General features: G+C 38.4%; 18 protein-coding genes. 13 read left to right on the top strand and 5 right to left on the bottom strand.

Annotated elements, in window-relative coordinates:
* Positions 1-22: 22 nt before the first annotated feature.
* Both leuS and WIW52_RS00965 read left to right on the top strand, forming a co-directional pair.
* Positions 23-2845: a leucine--tRNA ligase gene (leuS, locus tag WIW52_RS00970; RefSeq protein ID WP_337708022.1), complete on the top strand. Its 2823-nt coding sequence runs from the start codon at positions 23-25 to the stop codon at positions 2843-2845.
* A gap of 12 nt (positions 2846-2857) precedes the next feature.
* Positions 2858-3565, top strand: coding sequence for a hypothetical protein (locus WIW52_RS00965; protein WP_337708020.1), 708 nt, complete (start codon positions 2858-2860; stop codon positions 3563-3565).
* Here WIW52_RS00965 and WIW52_RS00960 read toward each other — a convergent pair.
* The gene (locus WIW52_RS00960) at positions 3548-5896 is read right to left on the bottom strand and encodes a M1 family metallopeptidase (RefSeq protein ID WP_337708018.1); all 2349 of its coding nucleotides are present in this window, start codon (positions 5894-5896) and stop codon (positions 3548-3550) included. The genes WIW52_RS00965 and WIW52_RS00960 overlap by 18 nt on opposite strands.
* A 43-nt stretch (positions 5897-5939) precedes the next feature.
* Here WIW52_RS00960 and WIW52_RS00955 point away from each other — a divergent pair, with 43 nt between their 5' ends.
* From WIW52_RS00955 to WIW52_RS00930, 6 genes are all read left to right on the top strand, one after another.
* Entirely contained in the window at positions 5940-6779 is an 840-nt protein-coding gene (locus WIW52_RS00955) for a hypothetical protein (protein WP_337708016.1), read from the top strand.
* A 152-nt stretch (positions 6780-6931) separates the two neighbouring features.
* Positions 6932-7234, top strand: coding sequence for a hypothetical protein (locus WIW52_RS00950; protein ID WP_337708015.1), 303 nt, complete (start codon positions 6932-6934; stop codon positions 7232-7234).
* 37 nt (positions 7235-7271) lie between these two features.
* Entirely contained in the window at positions 7272-7943 is a 672-nt protein-coding gene (udg, locus tag WIW52_RS00945; protein ID WP_337708013.1) for a type-4 uracil-DNA glycosylase, read from the top strand.
* Positions 7894-8673, top strand: a complete 780-nt coding sequence (locus WIW52_RS00940; RefSeq protein ID WP_337708045.1) for an SDR family oxidoreductase — start codon at positions 7894-7896, stop codon at positions 8671-8673. The genes udg and WIW52_RS00940 overlap by 50 nt, the downstream gene beginning before the upstream one ends.
* A 112-nt stretch (positions 8674-8785) precedes the next feature.
* Positions 8786-10267 carry an ATP-dependent nuclease gene (locus WIW52_RS00935; protein ID WP_337708011.1) on the top strand — a complete coding sequence of 494 codons (1482 nt, stop codon included), beginning with the start codon at positions 8786-8788 and terminating at the stop codon, positions 10265-10267.
* A 10-nt stretch (positions 10268-10277) separates the two neighbouring features.
* The gene (locus WIW52_RS00930; protein WP_337708009.1) at positions 10278-10562 is read left to right on the top strand and encodes a TIGR00304 family membrane protein; all 285 of its coding nucleotides are present in this window, start codon (positions 10278-10280) and stop codon (positions 10560-10562) included.
* Here the strand turns inward: WIW52_RS00930 and WIW52_RS00925 are convergent.
* Positions 10555-10920: a DUF2203 domain-containing protein gene (locus WIW52_RS00925; RefSeq protein WP_337699870.1), complete on the bottom strand. Its 366-nt coding sequence runs from the start codon at positions 10918-10920 to the stop codon at positions 10555-10557. The two genes, WIW52_RS00930 and WIW52_RS00925, sit on opposite strands and share 8 nt — an antisense overlap.
* A 282-nt stretch (positions 10921-11202) precedes the next feature.
* Here WIW52_RS00925 and WIW52_RS00920 point away from each other — a divergent pair, with 282 nt between their 5' ends.
* From WIW52_RS00920 to WIW52_RS00910, 3 genes are all read left to right on the top strand, one after another.
* Positions 11203-11523, top strand: coding sequence for a hypothetical protein (locus WIW52_RS00920; protein ID WP_337708008.1), 321 nt, complete (start codon positions 11203-11205; stop codon positions 11521-11523).
* A gap of 478 nt (positions 11524-12001) precedes the next feature.
* Positions 12002-12394 carry a hypothetical protein gene (locus tag WIW52_RS00915; protein ID WP_337708007.1) on the top strand — a complete coding sequence of 131 codons (393 nt, stop codon included), beginning with the start codon at positions 12002-12004 and terminating at the stop codon, positions 12392-12394.
* A gap of 220 nt (positions 12395-12614) precedes the next feature.
* Entirely contained in the window at positions 12615-13133 is a 519-nt protein-coding gene (locus WIW52_RS00910) for a nitroreductase family protein (RefSeq protein WP_337708006.1), read from the top strand.
* On the opposite strand, the gene WIW52_RS00905 is transcribed toward WIW52_RS00910, so the two are convergent.
* Both WIW52_RS00905 and WIW52_RS00900 read right to left on the bottom strand, forming a co-directional pair.
* Entirely contained in the window at positions 13119-14039 is a 921-nt protein-coding gene (locus WIW52_RS00905; RefSeq protein ID WP_337708004.1) for a tetratricopeptide repeat protein, read from the bottom strand. The genes WIW52_RS00910 and WIW52_RS00905 overlap by 15 nt on opposite strands.
* Positions 14018-15073 carry a glycosyltransferase family 4 protein gene (locus WIW52_RS00900; RefSeq protein WP_337708002.1) on the bottom strand — a complete coding sequence of 352 codons (1056 nt, stop codon included), beginning with the start codon at positions 15071-15073 and terminating at the stop codon, positions 14018-14020. Before WIW52_RS00900 ends, WIW52_RS00905 begins: the two co-directional genes overlap by 22 nt.
* Positions 15074-15256: 183 nt before the next feature.
* Between WIW52_RS00900 and WIW52_RS00895 the strand changes: the two genes are divergently transcribed.
* Together WIW52_RS00895 and WIW52_RS00890 are read left to right on the top strand one after the other, a co-directional pair.
* Complete coding sequence (locus WIW52_RS00895; RefSeq protein ID WP_337708000.1) at positions 15257-16924, top strand: MFS transporter; 1668 nt, start codon at positions 15257-15259, stop codon at positions 16922-16924.
* The gene (locus WIW52_RS00890) at positions 16863-17300 is read left to right on the top strand and encodes a MarR family winged helix-turn-helix transcriptional regulator (protein ID WP_337707999.1); all 438 of its coding nucleotides are present in this window, start codon (positions 16863-16865) and stop codon (positions 17298-17300) included. Before WIW52_RS00895 ends, WIW52_RS00890 begins: the two co-directional genes overlap by 62 nt.
* Positions 17301-17355: 55 nt before the next feature.
* Here WIW52_RS00890 and WIW52_RS00885 read toward each other — a convergent pair whose 3' ends face one another.
* Positions 17356-17769, bottom strand: coding sequence for a hypothetical protein (locus WIW52_RS00885; RefSeq protein ID WP_337707996.1), 414 nt, complete (start codon positions 17767-17769; stop codon positions 17356-17358).
* Positions 17770-17884: the final 115 nt, after the last annotated feature.

Here is a 17884-nt window from a genome sequence, read left to right as displayed (position 1 = left end):
TTCCTTTATCGTTTTTCTTATTGTGAGTGTTTCTACATTCCTAAACGAAATAGCGTCAAAGTGGCAAAAGGCATGGGAGGAAAACAAATTATACGAAGTAGACGCTAAAGAAGGAAAGCCTAAGAAGTTCATAACAGTAGCCTTTCCTTATACTAATAGTCCTTTGCACATAGGTCACGGTAGAACTTACATCACTGGAGACATCTACGCTAGGTACTTGAGAATGAAAGGTTATAACGTACTGTTTCCCTTTGCGTTCCAGTACACTGGTACTCCGATTCTGTCCATAGCTGAAGCGGTGAGAAGGAAAGATGAAGATATCATCTCAACTTTCGTCAAGATATACGGGATACCTGAGAGTGAAGTTGAGAAGTTCTCCGACCCACAGTACTTAGCGGAATACTTTACAAGAGACATGGAAAGAACTGCTAAGACCCTCGGCTTAAGCGTTGACTGGAGAAGGAAATTTACCACAGTAGATCCTTATTTCGAGAAGTTTGTCCAATGGCAGTACAAAAAGCTAATGGAGATGGGATTCTTAAAAAAGGAAAAATCTGCAGTAGCCTATTGTCCAAACGACCAATTCCCCGTAGGAATGCACGACACTAGAGGAGACATAGAACCAGAAATAATAGACGTTGACGTAATTTACTTTCCGTCAGAGGAGGGTCTTTTTTTCCCCGCTGCTACATCAAGACCTGAAACTGTTTTCGGAGCGATAGCCTTGTTAATTAACCCAAACACGGAGTACGTAATAAGTGTAGATAAAAAGAGAGGTAGAAAGGTCGTCTTATCTAGATACGCTTACGAGAAGTTAAAATATCAGATAGAGTTAGAGGTAGAAAGGTCAGTAAAGTCAGACGAATTTCTCACTTTCAGAGTGAAGAACCCATTAACCAATAAGGACATGAAAATTATAAAGAGTAAGTACGTTGAGCCGAAGCAAGGTACAGGTATAGTAATGGCGGTTCCTGCACATGAGCCGATCCATTACTTAGCTCTAACCGAACTGGGTGAAAGCTTTGAGATTATACCGGTGATCTATACCGATGATTACGGAGACATACCAGCATCAGAAGTTCTTGCGTTAGCACAGACGACAAATCCTCAGGAGTTAAAGGACTACATAGATACGCTTTATAGAACAGAGTATCATAAAGGTGTAATAAGAGAGGATATACTAGATTACGTTCCCAGTTTCCTCAAGGACGTGGTTAAGGAAAGGGTATTAAACAAGAGTGTTAGGGAAGCTAGAAAAGCAGTAGTTGAAATATTAAAAAACTTAGACTCACATTTTACAATTTATGAAATAACGAACGGCCCCATATATTGTAGATGCGGAGCAGAAATAGTCGTAAAATTAGTTGATGAACAGTGGTTCGTAAACTATTCTAATAGTATTTGGAAGGCATCAACGCTGAAAGCATTGGAAAAAATAAAGTTCGTACCTGAAGACACTAGAAGAGAAATGGAGAAAGTCGTCTTCAATATGCAACCCAGAGCATTTACTAGGTCAAGAGGACTAGGAGTGAGATTACCCTGGGACGATAAGGAAATAATAGATAGTCTCAGTGACTCTACTATTTATACTGCTTTCTACACAATATCTCATAAGATAAGGAATTTAGACTTAAATAAACTAGATGATAAGTTCTGGGACTACGTGATGTTAGGTAGAGGAAGCCAACCAGAGTTGGGAGCTGAAGTAAACGACATAAGGAAAGAGTTCACTTACTGGTATCCAGTAGATTCTAGGCACAGTGGAAGGGATCTGATTCAGAACCATTTAGCATACTACATCTATCATCATGTCGCTATATTCGGTGAAAACTTACTACCGAAGCAAATAGTCACTAACGGCTTTATCAGAGTAGGAGGAAAGAAGATGAGCAAAAGTTTCGGAAACATATACCCTCTATCAAAAGCAATTAGCGAATACGGTGTTGATACGGTCAGGTTAGCTTTAACTTCTACATCTTCCATAGGCGACGACATTGAGTTCAATGCGTCGATAGCCAAAAGTATAGCAGATCAGCTTAAACATATCCACGACTACATTGCTGCTTTGTTAAAAGCTCCTTCAACCCAAGAAATCAGGAAGCCGGATTTGTGGCTTTCATCAATAGTGTCTGATTTCGTGAAGAAAGTAGATGAGTATATAGATAAGTTAGATTTAAGGTCAGCGTACATTATCGTTTACTACACCATGTATGAGACAGTGAAAGATTACGTAGAATTAACTAATGGAATTGTCAATAGGGACATTTTGGTAAGCGTTTTATCCGCATGGATAAGGATGATGGCTCCGTTCACCCCACATATAGCTGAAGAGCTTTGGCATTACTTCAACGATAGTTTTGTAGTCACTCAAAAGTTTCCTGAGCCTTCTGATTTAAAATATGAAGGTAGTTCGTTGTTAGAAATTGAATATTTGAGGTTATTAGTTGATAAAATAAATCAACTATCCGCCAGTATGAATAAGGAACCTGAAAAGCTAGTAATTTATGTAAATAGTGATCAAGAGCTAAAGAAGATATTAAGAAGGGCGATAAGAGCTATACAAGAAAGAAAAACGTTAAGAGACTTCATAAGTGAGGTAGGAGAGGACTCCGTGTCAAAGAAATTATACGAGGTAGCGTCCGAATTACCATATCTGGTTAGAGAATTATATCTACAGAACGACCTTGATGAGGAAAAAGTGCTAGTATCAAATCTGAAGTTCATCATGAATAAACTGAACTTGACCGAGATAGTAATATACGATGCTAAAGACCAGTTGAGTCCGGATATTAAAGGAAAGAAAGAGTTAGCGTTACCTTTGAGCCCCGGGATTGTTATAATATAAAGGTGAAAAAGTTTGGATTTTTTACTTTCAACCAAAATCCTAGAGAGAGCTAGACAAGTTATTTTAAATGCTGATAAGGAGATAACCGTTATATCCCCTAACTTCGATTATGATTTTGCGTCCTTACTGTTGGACAGAGCTTCGAGGGGTATTAATACTACAGTAATAACCGGTAATCCCGATTGGGCAAGCTGGTTAGAAAATAAAAAGAAATCCTACGGAATGGACGAAATAAACGAACTAATGAAGGAAAGAGAGAAGCATAAGCGAGAACAAGTTAGATTAATGAGACTCAGAATTGTTACACCAGCTATTTTAACAGCAGTAGGTGTTTCAGCCTTCTTGCTGATTCATAAAGTGCTAAATACCTCCGTTTATGTAGCTGTTCTTCCACTCGTTATATTAGTTATCATTTCTGTTTATGCAGTTATGAAGTTCCAAAAGAGAATAGTTGAACTTAACTCCACAATATCAATACAACAACAAAGCCTCGATCAAAGATTACAAGAGATTAGTAACATTAGGCAAGAGATACAAAAAAACCTTAAGTGCTTTCTTAACCCAGGTGTGTACTTTACATTAGTATACAACGGTGACGAAGGATTCGTGACTTCACTACCGTTGTCTGATGACTCAAAAAATGAAAAAGTCTCATTCTATGAAAAGGTTAAAAAAGAGGAAGTAGACTACGTAGTAAGGTTATTAAGCAAGTCTTCTTAAAACTCTGAGTATTTCTAATGCGGTGTCTATTTCTACTTGTATATCACTAAACTTCCTACTTGAGAAATACTCTTCTACCTCTTTCACACTTACGCCTAAATAAGGTATTGCTCCTCTAAGAGACCTACCCAGAATTGCTGTCCCTTCATAAACACTTCTCAAATAGTCCATGTAAGTCTCTAGCCACTTCCACACTGCAAACCTCGTGTACGGATTTCTTGCAACCAACGGTAATATCCTCGCCGTATCTTGCCGTTTAATTTCACCGGTGAGACCTAAACTTAAAGTGTTTACTACGAGATAAGGCTCTCTGAAGCTCAACATCGCATTTAGTAGTCTAATCTTCTCCTCATCGAACTTTTCACTTCTATACTTCTTCAATAATTCATCGTATGCCTCTTCACCATATGCTATTGCATACGCAGTAGCTACGGCTTCCTTAATGTTGGGGTCAAGTCTATCGTAGCCCTCAAAGGCAACGGCTAAACCTAGAGCGAACTTGTTATCTACGTAAGCATATGTCTTTAGCAAATTACCGTAAATCCTTCTTGAGTTCTCGTCCTTTTTACTCGCCCAATGGGGAGTCTGCAACTCTAAGAGCTCATGTATCAACGTATATTTAGACGTGTTTACACTCCACAGTCCGAATAGTTCTCCTCTGATCTCATCGACTACTAAGTAGTTATCGTCACTCATTAAACTCCTCACTACATTTTCATATGTCTTATAGTCAACTTTTCCAGCCATTAACATGTTATAATAGTCATCTAACAATCCCCATCTCTCCAGATGGTTGGGGTTCGACTCGAAGAACAAACTCACATCGCCATACATTACACGGTAAAAACCAGTTCTGTCAATGTTTAACTTTAACGATTTCACGTCTTCTCCGATATCAATAGTTGCAGTCTGATCCTTCATCAAGAAGGTAGACTTTTTACCGTTAACTTCAAGAGTTATGGGTATCGTGTAAACTCTGGGTGTCCCATTAGTTAGGGCGAACCTCTCTTGCGTAAGCTTAATTCTTTTATCCTCTACTGTAACTTGAATTAACGGGTACCCGTCTTTTGTAATCCAGTCCTTTACTATTTCACTCACAGGTTGCCCAGAGCCTACCTCTAAGCTAGTCCAGAAATCACTACCGGTAGCATTTGAGAACTTATACTTCTGAAGGTAGTACTGAATACCCTTTTGGAAAGCCTCTTTACCAATATAAGCCTCTATCATCCTGAGTATACTTGCTCCCTTTCCGTAACTTATATCATCGAAAATCTGTTCCGCCTCTTCAGGCGTCTCAACATGAGTCTCTATGGGATGAGTCGTGAAGAGGGAGTCCCTGAACATAGCTCCGCTAGTCTCATCCATTAAGAACTTAGCCCAGAAGTCCCAGTTAGGGAATAGTGCATCTACAGCTTTATAGCTCATGAATGTTGCAAAACTCTCGTTCAACCATAAGTCGTCCCACCACTTCATGGTCACTAAGTTCCCGAACCACTGGTGAGCTAGTTCATGAGCAACAACACTGGCAACTCCTCTCTTCTGTGCAAAAGAGGAATTCTCGTCTGCTAATAGTGCTGTTTCTCTGAAAGTTATCGCACCCCAATTTTCCATAGCTCCGAAGGCGAACTCGGGTACTGCTATCAAATGTTCTTTTGGTAACTGATACTTTATCCCAAAATAATTATTGTAGAAGTCGATTGTCCTCTTAGCTACATCGAGTGCAAACTTACCCTTGCTTATCTTACCTGGTACCGTAGCTACTATGATGTCTATATCATCTAGTTTATCTCTTATCTCCTCAAACTTACCTATTCCTAAGTACAGCAAGTAAGTTGACATTCTGGGTGTCTCTTTAAATTCTACAACTTTCTTACCGTTCTCCGCGTCGTATATCCTCTCAACGGGCATGTTTGATATAACGTCTAGGTCTTTGTCAACTTTCACAGAAATCTTAAAATTCGCTTTATATGCTGGGTGATCTACACAAGGTATAAACTCTCTAGCGTGACTCGATTCAAACTGAGTCGATATTATGTAATTGCCATCATAAGGGGCTTTGTATATGCCAACGAGACCCCTCTCCTTTACCTTCCCTTCAAACTCTACCTCAACTACATCTTCCACATCGTGTGTGTCAATTAAGACCTTACCCTTTTCATGAGTAAAAGAAACATTTTTTCCGTCAACCTTGACAGATTTTATCATTAAACCTACAGCATCGAGCTGGAGCTTTTCTCCTTGAGCTAACTTGCAGTAAATCTTCTCGTTACCCTTATAAGTTAGCTCTTTAAAGTTAAAATCTAAAAATACTTCGTACTTATTTATCTCCATAAAGCACACTTGTATATAAATACCTAAAAATCTATCTTCACTCATGTTAGTCCGAATAAAAGTAGGTGGCGAATTGGTTGAGGTAAATACTAGTTCGAAGAGAAGCTACATATCTTCACTTGGTGAAAGTAAGTATTACGCTGGAAGGCTCACATACTATTTACTAAAGACAATTAACAACATACCTAGACTTTACGGTCATATAAAAGGAGATCCGATAAACGGGTGGAGAGAAACATTCGAAAGGACGTTTTTGAATTTAATTACATCAGATCTAGACGTTGCTAAGAATTGGTTTAAGGCGTTTTATGAAGTTGAGTTAACCCCACTCAGTATAAAGGGGGAAGTTAACGAAGGTGGTGTAGAAGCTAAGGTAGAGCTTAAGGAAGTCCCTCAACTGAAAGAGCAAGGTATAAGGGGCACATTTGAAGTAGACTCCTTTTACTTTTCTAAGATAGAGAAAGTGAAGCCTTCAATAATACCCGCTGGAAGAGTAGGGTACTTGTCGGCTTTCAGTAGGTTCCTTGTTATTCAATACGAAAAGGCCCCCGGGATCCCAAAGGCTTTCGGTATTGCTGCGGAGTTCATAAATTCCATGATACTTCCTCAAGGTTTCAGTGACGAAATTAACGGTCACAAGATCTACGTAAACCAAGAGGAGAACGCGGTGTATATGGATAAGACTCCATTACAGAACGCTCCTCCAAATGTCTTGTCAATTTTAGCCTTAAGGACATTTTTGAGAAGAGCTACTGAGAACGAACTGATAATCGTGGAAGACCCTGAGATTCATCTTGACGAGAGCGAAATTAACGAGGTTAAAGAGCTCTTAGAAAAAACGAGAGCTAGAGTAGTACTTGTGACTTCTAATAAAATAATTTAATTCAGGCTATCGACCCCTCTTCATCTTTCCGTTTATGTCGACCTCATCACAATGTCCCCCACCCGGCTGAGGATCTTCATTGTCCGTCAGAATCTCAGACCCTGGTGGAGGGTGGGGTAATTTTAATTATTTCCTTCAAGTTAATAACGATAGTGTCGCAAGCAAAAAAGTTTCTCGAAATCCAAGATCTGATATTAGCAAGGACTGCTATGGAAAAAGTCTCACTTCATCTCTCTAACAGAAAAGAAGCAGTGTTCCCTTGGGTTGAGAGGGAATTGAAGGAGTTTATCAGAAAATATTCAAACCACAAGGAGCTGTCCACCTATGCAATCAGTATCAAAGATGCGATAGAAAAAAAGGACACTGAAGCGTTAAGGAAAAGTGTTAATGAGGCTAAGGAGAAATTGAGTAAGATCATTGAAGACGCGTATAAGTCTCTCTCACAAGGGCGGTAAATCAACATAAATATTTTAAATTGTAGTGTATAATATTGTGGATTTACAAGAGATCGCTGAACAAGTTAGAAACTGTAGAAAGTGCGACTTATGGAAGACTAGGAAGAATGCTGTACCAGGAGAGGGAAATCCACACGCCGAAATAATGTTCGTAGGTGAAGCCCCAGGTGAAAATGAGGATATTGAAGGTAAGCCCTTCGTTGGTGCAGCTGGTAAATTGCTGACTAAATTAATCACAGAAGTTTTGGGATTAAAGAGAGAGGACGTTTTCATTACGAACGTAGTGAAATGTAGACCTCCTCAGAACAGAGATCCTACAGAAGAGGAAATGACTGCTTGCAGTCCTTATCTAAGAATGCAAATCGATATTATAAAACCTAAACTGATCGTTACTTTAGGGAGACATTCTACTTCTTATCTGTTCTCTCTCATGGGTAAGTCTTTCAGCTCCATAACTAGAGTTAGAGGTAAAGAATTCGAGTGGAAAAAAGATGATAATACTGTAGTCAAGGTTTTCCCTACATATCACCCTGCCGCTGCCCTTTACAATCCTAACTTGAGGAAGACTCTTGAGGATGACTTCAGAAAGATTAAGAGTATTCTGACTACCACAACAAGCTCAAAAAGGGTTACACTGGAATATTTCGTGGGTGGAGAAAATAGACCTAGGGATAAAGGGGAAGAAAGTAATAGTCACGGCGTCCAGTAAAGGTATAGGTTTTGCTATTGCAAAGAGGTTTTTAGAGGAGGGGGCAGAAGTAATCATCTCCTCACACGATGAGTACAATCTGATCAAAGCTTATGAAAAACTGAAACCCTTAGGCAAAATAGATTATATTAAGGCTGACCTCACAAAAGCAGAGAACGTAGAGAAATTGATTGACGAGGGCTATAAGCGACTGTCCGGCTTAGACGTTTTGGCTTACGTTACTGGAAGTCCAAGACCTGGAAACCTAATTGAATTAGGAAATGAAGACTGGCTCAACGCGTTCAATCTACTTCTCATGAGTGCGGTAGTTGCTGTTAGAGAGGCAGGAAAAAGAATGAAAGAAGGAGGTCGTATAATACTATCAACCTCGATGACGTTAAAACAACCTATTGATAACTTAGACTTGTCCAACGTAGTTAGATTATCTTTAGCTGGTCTTATCAGGGTCGCGTCAAGAGAATTAGGGCCTAAAGGAATCACAGTTAACGGCGTAATGCCAGGTTGGACTTTAACAGACCGCGTAGACCAACTAGTCAAGGACAGAGCTAGGAGAGAGGGGAGGAGTGAACAAGATGTACTAAATGAGATCGTTAAAGACGTGCCGTTAAAGCGTATTGGAAAGCCTGAGGAAGTGGCAAACGTAGTCCTATTCCTTGCGTCCAATCTAGCTACTTATGTTAACGGTGCCCTTATACCCGTCGACGGAGGAATTCTAAGGTGTATCCTTTAAAATCCTTAGCACTAATAATACTCACTTTTTTCTCTTTATAGGAAACATCCTAAAATTTAGCGTTTAACGATTATATGTATGCCTTCAAATTAGATCGTAGTGTGGTTTAGGTATGAAAGTTATCGACTTTTACGTCAACAACTTTCGAAGTCTTTCCTCAGTAAGACTTGAGGAATTAGGAGGATTAAACATAATAGTAGGTTACAACGGATATGGTAAGACTAACTTGTTGACAGCTTTATATCTATTTATAAAGAACATGGGGGCAGGATTGGAAAAGAGAAGTGTTGAAGATAGAGAAGGAGAGTATTTACTTCTTTGGAAAGATTACGACGTCTCAAAGCCTATCATCATAGGTGGAGTAGTGGAGTTTAGTGAAGATGAAACAGCAATGGCTATAGGAAAACCAATGAGGATGAGAGTAGAAGTCTCCAATAAGATCAAGTATAATAACAAATACGTTGAGTGGACTTTAGACACCTTAAACGTAAATAACTCTCCTCCGACCAGCGATAATTTGGAAACAGTTAGAAATTTGTTCGCATTTGCCTCCCAACGCGTCGAATATGTGCCAATTTTTGATCAGGCTTACTTTGATTCTGTGATGAAGAAAATGATAGAGATGAACAGAAGTCCAATAAACATGAAGAGAAAGTGGTACGACTTCATCAATCTAATTAGTGATACAATCCCCGAGATTAAAGGAGTGGAGTTTTGGGACAGTAATAAGTTAGTTTTAAACATCCAGAACCTGCCGATCTATATAGATTTAGCTGCTAGTGGTTTCCAAAGAGTAGTCTTAATGCTTTTTATACTTTGGTTAAGCGGAAGTAAGATCTTACTATTGGAAGAGCCAGAAGTGAATATGTATCCTACATTACAGTCCAGAATTATGAAGCTGATTAAGGAGTGGACGAACAAAAACGTGTTTCAAGTGTTTATCACAACTCATTCACCTTATGTTATTAGCGCGAATGTAGACTCCTATATTATAATGAGGAAAAATAACGGAGTGTCAACAGCAATAATGGTAAGACCTGATGAACAATTAAAGTCTGTATTAGGCATTTTAAGAGCTAATATGAGTGACCTATTGTTTAGCAAGTTCGTCATATTAACGAGTGAGCTTGCCGAGCCCTCAGTAATTCTGAACTGGCTTAAAAGAATCGGGATATCTAACGACGAGTTAGGAATAACCGTTTACAAAGTAACTAACGATATAGAGTTACAGTTGTGGACTAGGCTCAAAGACTTGTTAGGTCTGAATGTTATCTTCTTAGGTTTGTGTGATCGCGTAGATCCATCGTTAAAAGATTACTGTGTGCCTCTAGGGAAGGAAGTTGAAAACTATTACACTAAATCCAGACTAATAGAGGTGATAAGAAAGTTCGGAATAAATCCTGACGATAAGGAGCTTAGGGATCTAACTAAAGGTGATACATACAGTTGGCTGGTCAGTATATTCAAGAAGAGGGGGTTCGATTACGATAAATTCAGAAACAGTATAGGGGAGCTAGTTACAATGAATGATGGTATTGATATGCCTAAGGAATTGGAAATTTTAGCAAATAAGATTAAATCTTTTGAAACCTAAAATATATCCTGTGATAAGTCAACAGTTACTATTAGCAATAGGACTTTCCTTCGTATTCTTAGGCATATTGACAATTATAGTGGGTATTCTAGTTGAAATTCTCAGGGGGACTAATGAGAGAAAAGAACATCGTCAAGAGGAGAAAAGTAAAACCGAATACGGTGGAGTCATATTCATAGGTCCCATACCTATAGTTTTCGGTAGTAATAAAGACATGGCTAAACTAGCGCTTATTATAGGAGTTATAATGTTCGTATTCGTAGTTTTGATTATCATACTAAGCACGATTATGTAAGGCTTAAGATTTCTTCTTCTCCAGTAATCCTTTTTCTCCCTTTATACCCCTCCTCAGCATAGTGCCAATACATTATATCTTTCTCACCCATTTTCCAACACAAATAAGCAGGTCTGTTATTTATCACAGCCGGAAAGTCGACTAAACCTATGTCAGGGTCTCTCAGTATTATACCCTTCTCTGTGATCTCTTTTACAATCCTGTCAATTTGTATCGTGTATTGTAAAATTGCGGACTTATCACCTTTCATCAGGCTCTCCTCTGCCATGTATTTGACTCTCTTAATCTCAGTAAGCTTCTGCCTGAGCCACGGTAATAGGTCACGAGCACTTTTAAGATCGAAATAAGGGTACTCCACAAATATAGTTTCTCATCATCATTTATATTTACTTGTTAGTACCCGAAGAGAATCTACCGATGCTTTATAAATTGGTTATCCGATCACATGTATTTACATTATCCCAGAAAGACGTAATGCAATTCCACATAATATAACAAAATCCATAGACAAATGCCTATTACACACTCTGGCTTAGGTTAATAAAGCTATACGAGTAGAATATAGTAGTGATTGTGATATGATTTATAGGTATATAGATTTAGATGAGTATTTAACCTTAGTAGCATTAGGATATTATTAATGAGACTAGCGGAGCAGTTTATAAAGGACGCTTTATTTTTATCGCTTAAAATGATAAATGAAAACGACCCTTCTTTGGTAGGGAAAATTTGGGAAAATGTAATAAAGGCAATAGTAGCCTTTGCTCAAGAGAAAAGCGGCAAAGACGTTTTAGCACTTGCCCTAGGTATGGCAAGTATAAACGTCGAGGGGTTCCGATCAAATAACTATAAAAGTATAGTAAAGGAGACGTTAAAAGTAGCTGACAAGATAGGCATTCAAGATGAAGAAGTTAAGAAACTATACCAAGAGGTTAAGGATAATTTAGAAGAATCGGAATAATGAAAATCCTTTTTGCTTGTAAAATCAAATACGATAAGAAAGGCTTTAACTACTTATTAAATTATTATATTACTACTTCCTCTAGAAGTAGTATCGTCGTTATAATATCGTGTTAAAAATGACTCGAGAGTGAAGATTGTAGAATATTTACACATATTATGATCATAACATTACGAGATACCTGAAAAACGTTAGCGGTAATTTAGATTTTCCTATAAAAGATATGGAAGATCTCACCCTTTAGAGCGAATAGCAAATTAGAACCCTGAAAAACCTTAAAAATAGTATTTACAAGGCATTTTTTAATACAGTATAGCACTATGAAGATTAACTACAAGGCACCTAGAATTGAATAAACTTATGCTCATCGTCTATCTCTACTTTATAGACGCCCATCCTGACATGTATTCAGCATTTTTAAAGTTTTTTCCGAAAGGTTGGGTAAAGATAGATATAAAGATTAGATGAATAGGTTACTATGCAAAGAGGAACACCGATAGCTGTTACTGCAACTAGATGGATAGGTCTACTAGGAGCATCTCTATGGGCAGGAGTACACTTAGTTGTAGCGGCTCATGCAACATTCCCGGGGTATCCTACAGCCACGGAGATATATAGTATATTCTTCGGCTTTACTTCGGCTTTAGCGATAGTTACTTCAGTAGTATTCCTATTGGCAATAAGAGGCTTATATCTGCCTACGTTAATTTTCTATATAATCGACTTCGCATTATTAACTGAGACGAGAACTGCGCCTGCATTATTTATAGGTAAGGTTCTTCCGGTAAATATTTACGTAGAAATAAGTTGGGTGCTTGACGTTTTACTGATCATAGTTAGTGCATTGTTGTGGAAAATTGATAGAGCATGAAAGAAGGTAACCTTTTTATATCTTTTTCTTTGTTACTTTTACACTAAAAAAGAAATAATTTATAGACTGTAAAATTGTACTATAAAATAAGATTTTTAAAGTATAGTAAATTTTTAATTACGTCCAGCGGGGGGATTGAGTGCTCATTAGAGCTCTATGAAATCCCCTTGTCCCCATTTCGTTCAGTAAACTTTTTTGCTTATACGTAATGAATTCTCAAGTGAACGAAATAATAGATTTCCTCATAAGGAGAAGAAGTATAAGAAAGTTTCAGAATAAACCAGTAGACATGAATTTAATTAAAGAACTAATAAGTGTCGCAAACCACTCCCCTAATTCCAACAATAGAGAACCATGGAAGTTCATAATTATTACGGATGAATCGATTAAGAAGGAACTCTCAACACTACATAAAGGAGCTTCTCACATTGCATATGCCCCGATAGGTATTGCCGTAGTAGCAGAACCTGATATAAGCCCAGAGACGTGGATGATAGATACCGCAAACGCTACACTGTATTTTGTCTTAGCTGCTTACTCAGTAGGATTGGGAGTAGGATGGATAGCTGCTTATGAAAATAGGAAGGCTAAGGAGCTCTTAGGGATTCCAGAGGGAAAAATATTAATGACTCTTCTCTCCGTAGGATATCCTGATCCAGAGTACCAACCCAAGCCTAAGGAGGTTAAGAAACCTGAAGATGTAATGTTCACAAACAAATGGGGATTAAAAGTACTTTGATATGAACTCTTCATAATACTTCACTGCTTTCCTTAAATTTTCCACTTCGTTCTCATGCTTAGATAATTCAACGTAAGCCCTAGCTAAGAAGAGTGTCTCATTAGCTTTCTCGGCATAAGATATTGCCTTTTTAAGAAAGTCCACTAAATTAGTCCTTTTATAAAGCTCGTTCAATAGCCTGACTTTATCGCTGTCGGTTCCTTCACCGTACTCCTCTAATTTCTGAAGTGCCTCATATAACAACTCTTTATTGTAAAAAGAAAGCTTGTATAGAGCCCTTGCCTCTCCTTTTACGTCTTTTAACTCCCTAAATAACACCAATGCCTTTTCGAGATCCTCTTCTGCTTCTGAAGAGAGGAGTGCTTCCGCTAATAACCTCTTGTTGCCCAAAAGTTGGGCCAACTCAATTGCTTTCTTCAAATACTCCCTTCTGCCATTCCTAGCCAGATAGATGTAAGAGACTATTAGGTCTTCTGTAGGCTCATCAAAGTTCTCTAGAATAGCCCTTGCTTCGTCCACATGTTTGATGTCACCCATTGCAAGGCAGACCTTAGCCAAGAGCCTTTGAGAGTGAACTTTCATTACATTTTTTGTAACCGATAGTTCCTTCAGTATTTCATATGCTGACGTTAAGTCTTTCTTTTTAAAGAGACATATGGCTAAATTAAATTTAATTATAGCTAAATCCTCTTCGTTCTTTGTTTTTCTTAGTGCTTTTCTGAAAACTTCTTCGGCCTCCTGATACCTCTCTAATTCGGTATAAATAAGTCCTAATTGGTTCAGTGACGCAACACTGTCATCCCCTTGTAAAAGCTTTACTGCTTCATCTAAAAGACTCTTATCTTTTTTCCTCTTGTACTCTTCATAAAGGACTTTAGCCTTCTCTAGTCTAATACTGTCTCCCATATATATTTATAATATTCTTCAGAGGTTTTATTCCAATCGTACTTTAAAGAGGACTCGTAGCTTAGCTTTGACAAATATCTCATAGAGTTCTCGTCTTCTATCAAGTAGCTAATAGCTTCTGCTGCCTTGTTATAGTCCTTATAGTTTACTAAGAAGCCGTTAACACCTTCCCTTATAATCTCAGGCATAGCGCCTGTGGAATAAGCTACTGCTGGGGTACCGCAAGAATTAGCCTCAACTATAGTCATTCCCCATCCCTCGATAAAAGAGGTCGAAAGCACTACCCACGCTCTTTGGTAAAGCTCTATCTTCTTTTTTTCGTCTACTTTTCCGAGAAAGAATATGTTCTTCTCACCGGCTATAGCATCTTTAATCTCTTTCTCCATTTCGCCAGAACCTACCATAATAAGAACAGCCTTTCTATTGTTCAGTTTCTTGAAGATCTTTATAGCATCTAACGGGTTCTTGTACTTCTTCAACCTACCTATCCATAAGATGAGTGGGTATTCGGACTTCTCACCAGGTCTAAATTTTTCATGATCTATACCGTTATAAATAACCTTAATTATGTTCTCATTAATTCCGAACCTTTTTACTAACTCCTCTTTAGTAGTGTTAGAAACAGAAATAAGTCTAGGGTAGTTCTTTACTCTTTTCTCAAGAAACTTTACAACACGTGATAAGAACGGGTTAAGTTCGAAGTCAACGACATCCTGATGGACGTGATGAATCAAACCTACACTCTTCCTATTAACCTTATAAGAAAAAAATGGTATTGCATGAGCAACACTATCTATGACTACATCGTATTTCTTAACTTCCTTTAACGAGTAATAATGCAAAGTAAGAGAATTCCCTTTCCTAATCAACTTTATCCCATCTATCTCTTCCCCTGCTATACCCTTATTCTCACTCATCCAGTATACTTCTACACCCTTCTTAACAAGCCTTTTCCCTACTTCATATATTACCTGCTCCGCACCTCCAGCTTGAGGGTGAAAAACATCTCTGTGATTAACGAAAAGTAATTTCAAGTCGTAATTACCTACTACTGAAATACGTATAAAACTATTTTTATAATGTTACGTTTTAATTCCAGCGATATTATACCAAAATTATTGTTTAGAGAATTAGTCATTATAGATTGGCTTTTGTATAAGTCCATTCGTTAGAAACGAATTTATATTTAGAAACTAATAGTTCTATCCCGAACAAACATGAAGAGTAAATGGATTGCTTTGTCCAACACCAGCATTGCAATATTCATAGCCTTTGCAAATTACAACATGATAATTATCGCCTTGCCCCAAATATTCAACAGTCTTAGGTTTAATCCAACAGCTCCTGATGCACTAGGTTACTTAATTTGGCTAATTTTAGGATACATGATAGTTACGTCTTCTTTAGTAGTCACATTCGGCAGAATATCAGACCTCAAAGGCAGAGCAAAGTTATACTCCTTTGGATTTCTGATTTTTGCAATATCTTCAGGTATCTTATCTACGGTAAACGGCTACGGTGACAGCGCAGTTCTCGAAATGATAATTTTAAGACTTTTCCAAGGTGTAGGCGGAGGCTTATTGATGGTAAACAGTGCAGCAATCCTTACTGACTATTTCCCGAAGAACGAATTGGGCAAGGCTCTCGGTCTGAATCAAGTGTCGGGACTGGTCGGTGGAGTCGCTGGGTTAATTATAGGCGGTGTTCTTTCTGTGATAAACTGGAGATACATATTCCTTTTGGACTTCGTAGTTGGGATCATAGGAACTCTTTGGAGTTTCAAGTCCTTGAGAGATGTTCAGAAGCCGATCAAACAACCGTTAGACATAATCGGCAATGTCCTATTTGCACTTGGAATAACTCTACTCTTGATCTCAGTTACTTACGGTCTTTTACCTTACGGTAACCAACAACTGGGTTGGGGAAATCCCTTTGTAATCACGGGTTTAACTATCTCCTTCTTGGCAATAGGTATCTTCGTGTTAGTGGAAAGCAAGGTTAAGAACCCTATGTTCGACTTATCCTTGTTTAAAGTCAGGGATTTCTCTGTAGCTAACTTCACTAATTTTATCGCCTCTATGGCGAGACAAGGAATACTTCTAATGATGCTCGTCTTATTACAAGGAATCTGGTTACCGCTTCACGGAGTGCCTTATTCCCAGACACCTTTCTGGGCGGGGCTTTACTTAATACCTAACATGCTCGGATTTGCAGCGTTAGGACCGATAAGCGGTATCCTCTCGGACAGATACGGGTCGAAAGTATTGACTTCGTTGGGCATCTTCGTAAGCGCATTAGGGTTCTTCCTACTCTCCTTATTGCCGTATGATTTCCAGCTCTGGCAGTTCTTCGCAATATCTTTCCTTATGGGGGCGGGGATGGGATTGTTCTCTTCACCGAACATGGCTGATATAATGGCTTCAGTACCGGTACAAAAGAGGGGAGCTGCTTCAGGTATGAGGGCTTCGCTGCAGAACACGGCATCGGCATTAAGTGTGGTCCTTTATTTTAGTGTAGTAATTACCGGTATGGCTGTCACACTAAACTCCTCAATAGAATCTGCTTTGTCCTCATACGGTATTCATTTAAATGTAAACTTACCTGCAGCAGTTGCTATATTCTCCGCTTTATTAGGCTATGATCCCCTTTCTAGCCTGACTTCTTCGTTACCCACGTCTGTAGCTTCACATATAGATACGCCAGCCTTCTTCGTTACAGCAATAGCCCCTTCTTTCATGTCCGGATTTAGGTTAATGCTAAATATATCAGCTGCGTTATTAGTATTGTCTGGAATATTATCACTAGCAAGAAAAGGTGTTAGGGTTGGAGAAATGGGAAATCGTGTTGAAAGGACACAAAAAGCTGAAAAAGCTCCTGCAGATTGAGGCTGAAAAACTCGGGCTTACGTATACTGAAGTCCAGGTCTTATATCACCTCACTCAGGGAGAGAAGAACGTAACTTCCTTGGCTAAACTGGTAGACGTAAACAAGTCCACTATGGTAGAAGTACTTGACAAACTGGACAGATTGGGTTATATAAGTAGGGAGAGAGACGCAGAGGACAGAAGAGTTGTAAGAGTTAAGATCACAGAAAGTGGTGAGAAAATTCTTGAACAAGTTAGAGCGAGATACAAGGATTTGATTAACTCACTACTTGAAAAAGTAAAAGACAACGATAAGGTAGTAGAGTTCTTTAAAGTCGTCATGGAAGAAGAGTGTAAAAAAAGACCTCAAGTAAATGTAAAGGGAGAAGCGGAGTAAGAAATTTAGTTGATTTTTTACTAGAAAATTTCTCACTATTTTATACAGGTTCTCGTTATAGTGACAATAAAATTATTAATGCTATTAACGTCAGGACCATGTAAAGTATATACCGTTGTATTGAACTATTGACGAAACTTCTTCCAAACACTTTTCCTACTTTTCTAAGATTTCTTCCTAACCTCAGTATTAGTGTCCAAAATATATCAGTAGAATCTGTGTTTACGTAAACGCTCTCGTGCTTCAGAATCTTTCTCAGCATTAATCTCACGTTATTAGATAACGCAAAAGCGGTGTAGTCCTCTTGGTCTCTTACACCGTTATTCCAAACGTTCACTCTCTTCACTTTAGGTTTTCCAAATACAACATAAGTTATTCCAGATAAAACTACTATTAACATGAATACGTATAAGGGCGATATACCTCCGAAAACTCTCCCTTGATATTGGGTTACTATTAGACAAAACATGCCTAGAGAAGTCAAAGAGGTCTCGTAAGGGTAAATAAGATGAGGCATTATAATTCCGAGCAGTAAAACCGTTAACCCCGGAACGAATATTAACGAACTGAATCTTTTCTCACAC

Origin of the sequence: Stygiolobus sp. RP850M (assembly GCF_037389295.1) — an archaeon.
GTDB lineage: Archaea > Thermoproteota > Thermoprotei_A > Sulfolobales > Sulfolobaceae > Stygiolobus.
This window is presented reverse-complemented; position numbering and strand designations above follow the sequence as displayed.

What these genes read in the sequence shown, in the direction of transcription:
- WIW52_RS00960 (WP_337708018.1), bottom strand. Translation starts at nt 5,896, where the DNA reads ATGGAGATAAATAAGTACGAAGTATTTTTAGATTTTAACTTTAAAGAG.
- WIW52_RS00955 (WP_337708016.1), top strand. Translation starts at nt 5,940, where the DNA reads ATGTTAGTCCGAATAAAAGTAGGTGGCGAATTGGTTGAGGTAAATACT.
- WIW52_RS00935 (WP_337708011.1), top strand. Translation starts at nt 8,786, where the DNA reads ATGAAAGTTATCGACTTTTACGTCAACAACTTTCGAAGTCTTTCCTCA.
- WIW52_RS00920 (WP_337708008.1), top strand. Translation starts at nt 11,203, where the DNA reads ATGAGACTAGCGGAGCAGTTTATAAAGGACGCTTTATTTTTATCGCTT.
- WIW52_RS00915 (WP_337708007.1), top strand. Translation starts at nt 12,002, where the DNA reads ATGCAAAGAGGAACACCGATAGCTGTTACTGCAACTAGATGGATAGGT.
- WIW52_RS00905 (WP_337708004.1), bottom strand. Translation starts at nt 14,039, where the DNA reads ATGGGAGACAGTATTAGACTAGAGAAGGCTAAAGTCCTTTATGAAGAG.
- WIW52_RS00895 (WP_337708000.1), top strand. Translation starts at nt 15,257, where the DNA reads ATGAAGAGTAAATGGATTGCTTTGTCCAACACCAGCATTGCAATATTC.
- WIW52_RS00885 (WP_337707996.1), bottom strand. Translation starts at nt 17,769, where the DNA reads ATGTTTTGTCTAATAGTAACCCAATATCAAGGGAGAGTTTTCGGAGGT.